Annotated in this window: 7 protein-coding genes; all 7 read left to right on the top strand. The window is 65.3% G+C overall.

What is annotated here, in order from left to right; genetic code table 11:
* Positions 1-473 (top strand): c-type cytochrome (locus M3498_19275; GenBank protein ID MDQ3461410.1); only part of this gene is annotated, 473 nt, incomplete at its 5' end.
* 43 nt (positions 474-516) lie between these two features.
* Positions 517-924, top strand: a complete 408-nt coding sequence (locus M3498_19270) for a c-type cytochrome (protein ID MDQ3461409.1) — start codon at positions 517-519, stop codon at positions 922-924.
* A 13-nt stretch (positions 925-937) separates the two neighbouring features.
* Complete coding sequence (locus M3498_19265; protein MDQ3461408.1) at positions 938-1954, top strand: gluconate 2-dehydrogenase subunit 3 family protein; 1017 nt, start codon at positions 938-940, stop codon at positions 1952-1954.
* Between the two features lie 52 nt (positions 1955-2006).
* Positions 2007-3818 (top strand): GMC family oxidoreductase, encoded by a 1812-nt coding sequence (locus tag M3498_19260; protein ID MDQ3461407.1) that lies wholly within the window; start codon positions 2007-2009, stop codon positions 3816-3818.
* Positions 3819-3888: 70 nt separating this feature from the next.
* Positions 3889-5832, top strand: coding sequence for a cbb3-type cytochrome c oxidase subunit I (locus tag M3498_19255; protein MDQ3461406.1), 1944 nt, complete (start codon positions 3889-3891; stop codon positions 5830-5832).
* Entirely contained in the window at positions 5829-6425 is a 597-nt protein-coding gene (locus M3498_19250; GenBank protein MDQ3461405.1) for a cytochrome c oxidase subunit 3, read from the top strand. The genes M3498_19255 and M3498_19250 overlap by 4 nt, the downstream gene beginning before the upstream one ends.
* A 30-nt stretch (positions 6426-6455) precedes the next feature.
* Positions 6456-6914: a hypothetical protein gene (locus M3498_19245; GenBank protein ID MDQ3461404.1), complete on the top strand. Its 459-nt coding sequence runs from the start codon at positions 6456-6458 to the stop codon at positions 6912-6914.
* Positions 6915-6928 lie beyond the last annotated feature (14 nt).

The following is a 6928-nucleotide window of genomic DNA, read 5'->3' as shown; positions in this document are numbered from 1 at the left end:
AGATCGAGATGGTCCCGGGCTGGAGCAACACCATGTACCTGCAAGCGGACGAGCCGGGCGAGTACTTCGGCAAGTGCGCGGAGTTCTGCGGGCTCCAGCACGCCAACATGGAGTTCTTAGTGATCGCCCAAACGCAAGATGAGTTCAACGCTTGGCTCGAGCTTCAGCGCCAGCCCGCCCCCGAGCCGGTAGACGCCCTCAGCCGCGAGGGGCAGCAGATTTTTCTCGGCTCGGCCTGCGTCTACTGTCACGCCGTCCGTGGCACCCCCGCCTCGGGCAGACTCGGCCCCGACCTCACCCACTTGGCCAGCCGCCGCACCTTGGGGGCGCGCATGATCGAGAACAACCGCGGCAACCTAGCGGGCTGGACCGTCAACGCCCAGGCGATCAAGCCGGGCAACAAGATGCCGCCCATGTACATGGAGCCGGAGGCCCTGCACGCGCTTCTCGCCTACCTCGAGCTTTTGGAGTGATGGACTTGATGAAGAGGGAGAACAGCTTAAGGGGGAGCGGCTGATGCGCCGCTTACGGCTGCCGGTCGGTTTGATCGTCGTCCTGGCCGGGGTCGCCGTGCTCGCGGGTTCGGTCTTCGTCTCCAGCGGCGTCCACAGGATCGCGGTGGCGCCCGAGCGGCAGATAGCCGGCGCCGACCCCGAGCGGGGTCGCGAGGCCATCCTTCGCTACGGCTGCGGCTCCTGCCACAGCGTGGCCGGCATCCGCCAGGCCAGAGGCAGGGTGGCGCCGTCCCTTACCGGCATCGCCGAGCGGAGCTATATCGCCGGCAGGCTGCCCAATATTCCGGACAACATGATCCGCTGGCTCCAGAACCCCCAAGCCTTCGTTCCAGGGACGGCCATGCCCAATCTCGGCGTCAGCGAAGGAGACGCAGCGGACATGGCCGCCTATCTGTACGCGCTCAGGTAAAGACGGAGAGACCATGAACAAGAAAGACATGAACAAGAAAGACATGAACAAGAACGAGACGACACCACAAGAGGCGCCTCCTAAAGCCGGGGACGACACGCTGCTAGGGCGGCTGTCGCGGCGCGGCTTCCTAAAGGCGTCGGGCACGCTCTTGGTGGCGGGCCTCAGCGGGGTCACGACGCGCGGGCAAGAGGAGGCGGCGGCGCCGCATGCCCACACCCCGGGGCCGCCGCTCGCGCCCTCGACGCCGGTTCTTCAGCAGTTTCCTGGCGAACCTCACCCCGAAGTTCCCTTCGCGCCCACCGAGCCGCCGCAGGGGGGGCTGCTGCGCTTTTTCACCTTGCGAGAGGCGCGCGCCGTCGAGGCTATAAGCGCCCGCATCATCCCCGGCAGCCCGGACGACCCCGGCGCGCGTGAAGCGGGGGTGGTCACCTTCATCGACTTTCTGCTGGCGCAGGAGCACGGTTTCAACGAGCCCTTCTACCGTTCTCCTCCCTACGCGGAAGGCTATGAAGGCGACGCGCCGCCTGAGGGAGACGCCTATGGCGTCATCTGGGTGCCCGAGGACGAGCTGGAGCGCTACGGCTACCAGCTGCCCCTCACCCCGCGCGAGATGTACCGCTCGGGCTTGGCGGCGCTCGAGCGCTACGCGCGAGAGACCATGAACGGCGACTTCGCGAGCCTCTCCGAAGAGGACCAGGATGCGGTCCTTATGGCCGTGGCCGAGGGAGAGGCCTTCGACGAGCCCCCAGCCGGTGAATTTTTCGAGATGCTGCGCAACCACACCATCCAGGGGATGTTTTCCGACCCCGTCTACGGCGGCAACCGCGACATGGTCGGCTGGCGGCTGCTGGACTACCCCGGCGCGCAGCGGGCCTACACCGCTAGAGACATGCTGAGCGAGGGCCACGACCGCGAGCCGCAGAGCCTGGCCATGCTCCACCACGTCCACCCCGGCCAGCCCGCCAACCCGCACGTCGTCCTGCCCGTCTTCGGCTCGGACGGCGAGACGCGCCGGGACACGCGGTGAGCCGAGCGATGACTCCCAAGACGGCGCACAAGACGGCGCACAAGGTGACGCCGTGACGGTCCATCCCAAGGTCGAGGTGGTGACCATCGGCGCGGGCTGGAGCGCCGCCATCCTCGCCTGGAAGCTCACGGAGGCCGGCCACCGGGTGGTCTCCCTCGAGCAGGGGCCGATGCGCTACACCTACCCGGACTTCGCGCACAACCACGACGCGCTGCGTTACCAAAACCGCTACGCCCTGATGCACAGTCTGGGCCGCGAGAGCTGGACCTGGCGGCCCAACCCTCGTGCGCCCGCCCTGCCGATGCGCCGTTACGGAGCCTTTCACCCCGGCCAGGGCTTTGGCGGCTCGGGCGTCCACTGGTCGGGGCAGTACTTCCGCTTTCTGCCCTACGACTTTCGCTACCGCAGCCACCACATCGAGCGCTACGGCGAAGGCAAGCTGCCGGAGGGGAGCACCATTCAAGACTGGCCGGTAAGTTATGAGGAGCTCGAGCCCTACTACAGCGAGGCCGAGTGGGACCTGGGCGTCTCGGGTCAGGTCGGCAACCTGCGCGGGGAGCTTATCGAGGGCGGCAATCCCTACCTGCCGCAGTCGCGCGACTACCCGCTGCCGCCGCTCATCACCAGCATCCCCGCCGAGATGTTCGCCGACGCCTGCCGCGAGATGGACTACCGGCCCTTCGTGATGCCCTCGGGTATCCAGTCGCAGGCCTATACCGACCGCTTCGGCAACACCCGCGCCGGCTGCGTGTACTGCGGCTTTTGCACCCGCTACGGCTGCCACGTCGACGCCAAAGCGAGTGGCCACAACGTCCACGCCCCGGTCGCGCTCGCCAGCGGCCGCTGGGACATCCGGCCGCACGCCAAGGCGACGCGCATCAACCTAGACCGCGCCGGGCTGGCGACCGGCGTCTCCTACATCGACTTGAATACCGGCGAGGAGCATGAGCAGCCCGCCGATATCGTGATCAGCACCGGCTACACCATGACCAACGTGCGCATGCTGATGCTCTCGCGCTCGGATGTGCATCCAGGCGGCATCGGCGGCGACCGCGGCCAGCTCGGCCGCAACTTCACCTACCAAATCCTCAGGGAGCCAGCCACGGGCGTCTTCGAGGGGCGGCGCTTCAACCTCTTCATGGGCAACACCTCGACCCAGCAGACCCTCTACGAGTTCTACGGCGACAACTTCGACCACTCGGACTTGGGCTTTATCGGCGGCGGCGGTATCTTCTGCACGCCCGGCGAGCGCGAGCCGGTCGGCACGGCCGGCGACACCCCTTTTGGCGAAGCCGGCAACGGCGAGAACGGCGAGGAGGGTGAGAATGATGGCGGGCCGACCAGGGGTTGGGGCCGGGCCTGGAAGGAAAACCTGCGCCGCAACTGGGACGCCTACGTGCCCATCACCTTTCAGGGCGAGAGCATCGCCTATAGCGATCACCGCTTCGACCTGGACCCCAACTACCGCGACGCCTTTGGCCTGCCGCTCTTGCGCATGACCTTCGACTTCAAGGAGAACGAGCGCGACATGTACCGCTTCGTCGCCCGGCGGGTCATCGAGATCATGCGGCGGATGAGCCCGACCCGGATGGAGACGGACGAAGAGTTGGGAGACTTCTCTATCGAGCCCTATCAGAGCACCCACATCAACGGCGGCGCCATCATGGGCACCGACCCCGGCAACTCGGTCACCAACGGCTACGGGCAGGTCTGGGACACGCCCAACGTCTTCGTGACCGGCGCGGCCCTCTACCCGCAAAACCCCGGCGCCAACCCGTCGGCGACTATGGGCGCGCTGGCCTACCGGACCGGCGACGCGCTCAAAGACCGCTACTTCAGGAATCCCGACCGGCTTCTCACTTGAGGTTCAGCGTGATCATCAGCCTTTTTGCACACTTGACCCTTGCACACTTGACAATGGCTTCGGAGCGACCATGAGCGACCAACCACCGCCTCGAGCCCCAAACGTGGGGGGGGGCTACCAGCCCGACGAGGAGCTCCTCATCAAGACCTGGTCGCCGCCGTCGGGTATCCGGGGCATTCTCACACCCGTCAACCACCGCATCGTCGGCATGCGCTTTATCGTCACCGGCTTTATCTTTTTGCTTCTGGGCGGCATCCTCGCCGTCATCATGCGCAGCCAGCTCGCCCAGCCCGACTTGGACCTGGTCTCGGCCGAGCTCTACCGGCAGCTCTTCAGCATGCACGGCACCACCATGATGTTCTTTTTCGCGGTGCCCATCTTCGAGGGCTTGGGCATGTACTTAGTGCCCCTCATGATCGGCGCCCGCGACATGGCCCTGCCGCGCTTAGGCGCCTACGGCTACTGGGTCTATCTCATTGCGGGCGTCACCCTCTACGGCGGCTTTCTGTTGGGTCACGGCGCCGACGCCGGCTGGTTCGCCCACGCCCCGCTCTCCTCGGACACGGACTTTACCCCCGGCTACGGCATGGACATCTGGGTGACCGCCGTGGGCCTCCTGGAGATCTCCGCCCTGGTCGCGGCGGTCGAGCTCGTCGTCACCATCTTCAAACTGCGCGCGCCGGGCATGAGCTTGAGCCGCATGCCGATTTTCGTCTGGGCCATCCTGATCATGTCGTTCATGATCATCTTCGCCATGCCCGCCGTGCTCTTAGCGACCATCACCGTGGGCATGGACAGGATGGTCGGCACGCACTTTTTTAATGCGGCGATGGGCGGCGACTCGGTCCTTTACCAGCACCTCTTCTGGTTTTTCGGCCACCCCGAGGTCTACATCATCTTCGTGCCGGCCCTGGGCGTGGTGGCGGCGGTCTTGGCGACCTTCGTGCGCCTGCCCATCGTCGCCTACAGCCTGGTCACGCTGTCGCTCGTCGCGATGGGCGTCCTCTCCTTCGGCCTCTGGGTGCATCACTTTTTTGCCGTCGGTCTGCCCCCCATCGCGCTGTCCTTTTTCGCCGCCGCCAGCATGATGGTGTCGATCCCCAGCGGCATCCAGATCTTCGCCTTTATCGCCACCGCCTGGCAGGGCAAGCCGATTATCAAAACGCCCTTTCTCTTCCTGTTGGGCTTCGTCGTCACCTTCGTCTTAGGCGGTGTCACCGGCGTGATGCTGGCGGCGGTGCCCTTTAACTGGCAGGTCCACGACTCCTTTTTCGTGGTCGCCCACCTCCACTACGTGCTGATCGGCGGGGCGGTCTTCCCGCTCTTCGCCGGGCTCCACTACTGGTTTCCCAAGCCCACCGGCAAGATGTTGGACGAGGGCCTGGGCAGGTGGACCTTTTGGCTGATGTTCGTCGGCTTTCACCTCACCTTCTTGGTGCAGCACCAGCTCGGCTTCATGGGCATGGCGCGGCGCGTCTACACCTACCAGGCCGACCTCGGCTGGGGCCTCTTGAACCTGGTTTCGACGCTCGGCTCCTATATGTTCGCCGCGGGCGTCTTGGTCTTCGTCCTGAACGTGGCGCGGAGCCTGCAGCGCGGCGAGAAGGCCGGCGACAATCCCTGGGGTGGTTTCAGCCTCGAGTGGGCCACCACCTCGCCGCCGCAGCAGTACAACTTTCTCTACCCGCCGGTTGTGCGCAGCCGCTATCCGCTCTGGGAGGAAGGGGAGCGCTATGAGGGCGCAGACACCGCCGCCGACCGGGGTGAGCGGGCGCGGGCGCAGTTTCGCGACGACCAGCGCGAGTCCTTTGGCACCACCATCATGGACGCCGAGCCCGAAAGCCGCATCAACTTAGTCGGGCCGACGATCTGGCCGCTGCTCGCCGCCCTGTCGACGGGCATCATCTTCGTCGGCGCGATGTTCACCCTGTGGGCGGTCCCCGTAGGCGGGCTGCTCTTTTACTTTTCGCTGATCGGCTGGCACTGGCCCTTCAGCAAGGAGCTGGCCTCATGAGCGTCCGGTTGCCTACGCCCCAGCTGACCGCTCACCCGCACGGCCCGCAGTCGGTGACCTGGTGGGGTATGTGGGGGCTCATCCTCATCGAGATCGTGGTCTTCAGTGGGCTCATCGCCAGCTACTTTTACCTAAAGCTCTACAACCCGGAGTGGCCGCCGGCGGGCATCGACAAAAAGCAGCTGCTCCTGCCGACCATCAACACCTTTATCCTGATTGCTAGCTCCGCCGCCATGTACTTCGCCGACAAGGGCATCCAAGAGGGCAAGCAGACACAGCTCAAGGTCCTTCAGGCCACCGGCATCGTCCTGGGTCTGGTTTTCCTGACGCTCAAGTACACCGAGTACAGCGGCTACGATTACAACTGGACCACCCACGCCTACGGCTCGATCACCTGGACCATGACCGGCTTTCACAGCGCCCACGTGATCAGCGTGTGCTTGAAGGGGCTGGTGGTCCTGGCGATGGCGCTGAGGGGTATGTTCACCCCCGAGCGCCACCTGGCGGTTCAGGTGAATGGGCTCTACTGGCACTTCGTGGTGGTCATCTGGATACCGCTTTACTTCACCATGTACCTGTCGCCCTGGTTATAGAGGAGCCCCTGGTTATAGAGGAGCTAAACGATGCCTGACAAGAGTTCGTCCGCCCATGCCGTTCCCGAAGCCGCTGCGGGATCTGGACCTGACGGGGTGCCGCCCGGCATCAGCCATCCCGCCTGGCAATGGTTCGGCTTTCTGGGCGGCATCGTCGCCTGGGCTTTGCAGTTTGCGATCAGCTACGTTCTGACCGAGGTCGCCTGCAACAGCGACCGGTTGGCCTTTACCGTCCTGGGCGTGGGCGCGACCGAGTTTTTGAGCCTGGTGGTCACGCTCTTGGCCGGGCTGACCGCGATCATTGCCGCCGTCGTCGCCTACTTGAGCCAGCCCCAAGGGGTGCTGGGCGACGCCGTCGAGAAGGCCGGCGCCCCCGAAGCCAGCGGACGCAGCCGCTTCATGGCTTATTTCGGCGTGGTGATCAACGGCATCTTCCTGCTGGCCATCTTAGCGGGAGGCCTGCCGTTCTTTTTCCTGAGGACGTGCTAGCCTTGCCGGGTGGG

The sequence above is a fragment of the Deinococcota bacterium genome (genome assembly GCA_030858465.1).
Classification (GTDB): domain Bacteria; phylum Deinococcota; class Deinococci; order Deinococcales; family Trueperaceae; genus JALZLY01.
The sequence above is the reverse complement of the archived record's forward strand: the minus strand, read 5'-3'. Positions and strand labels throughout refer to the sequence as shown.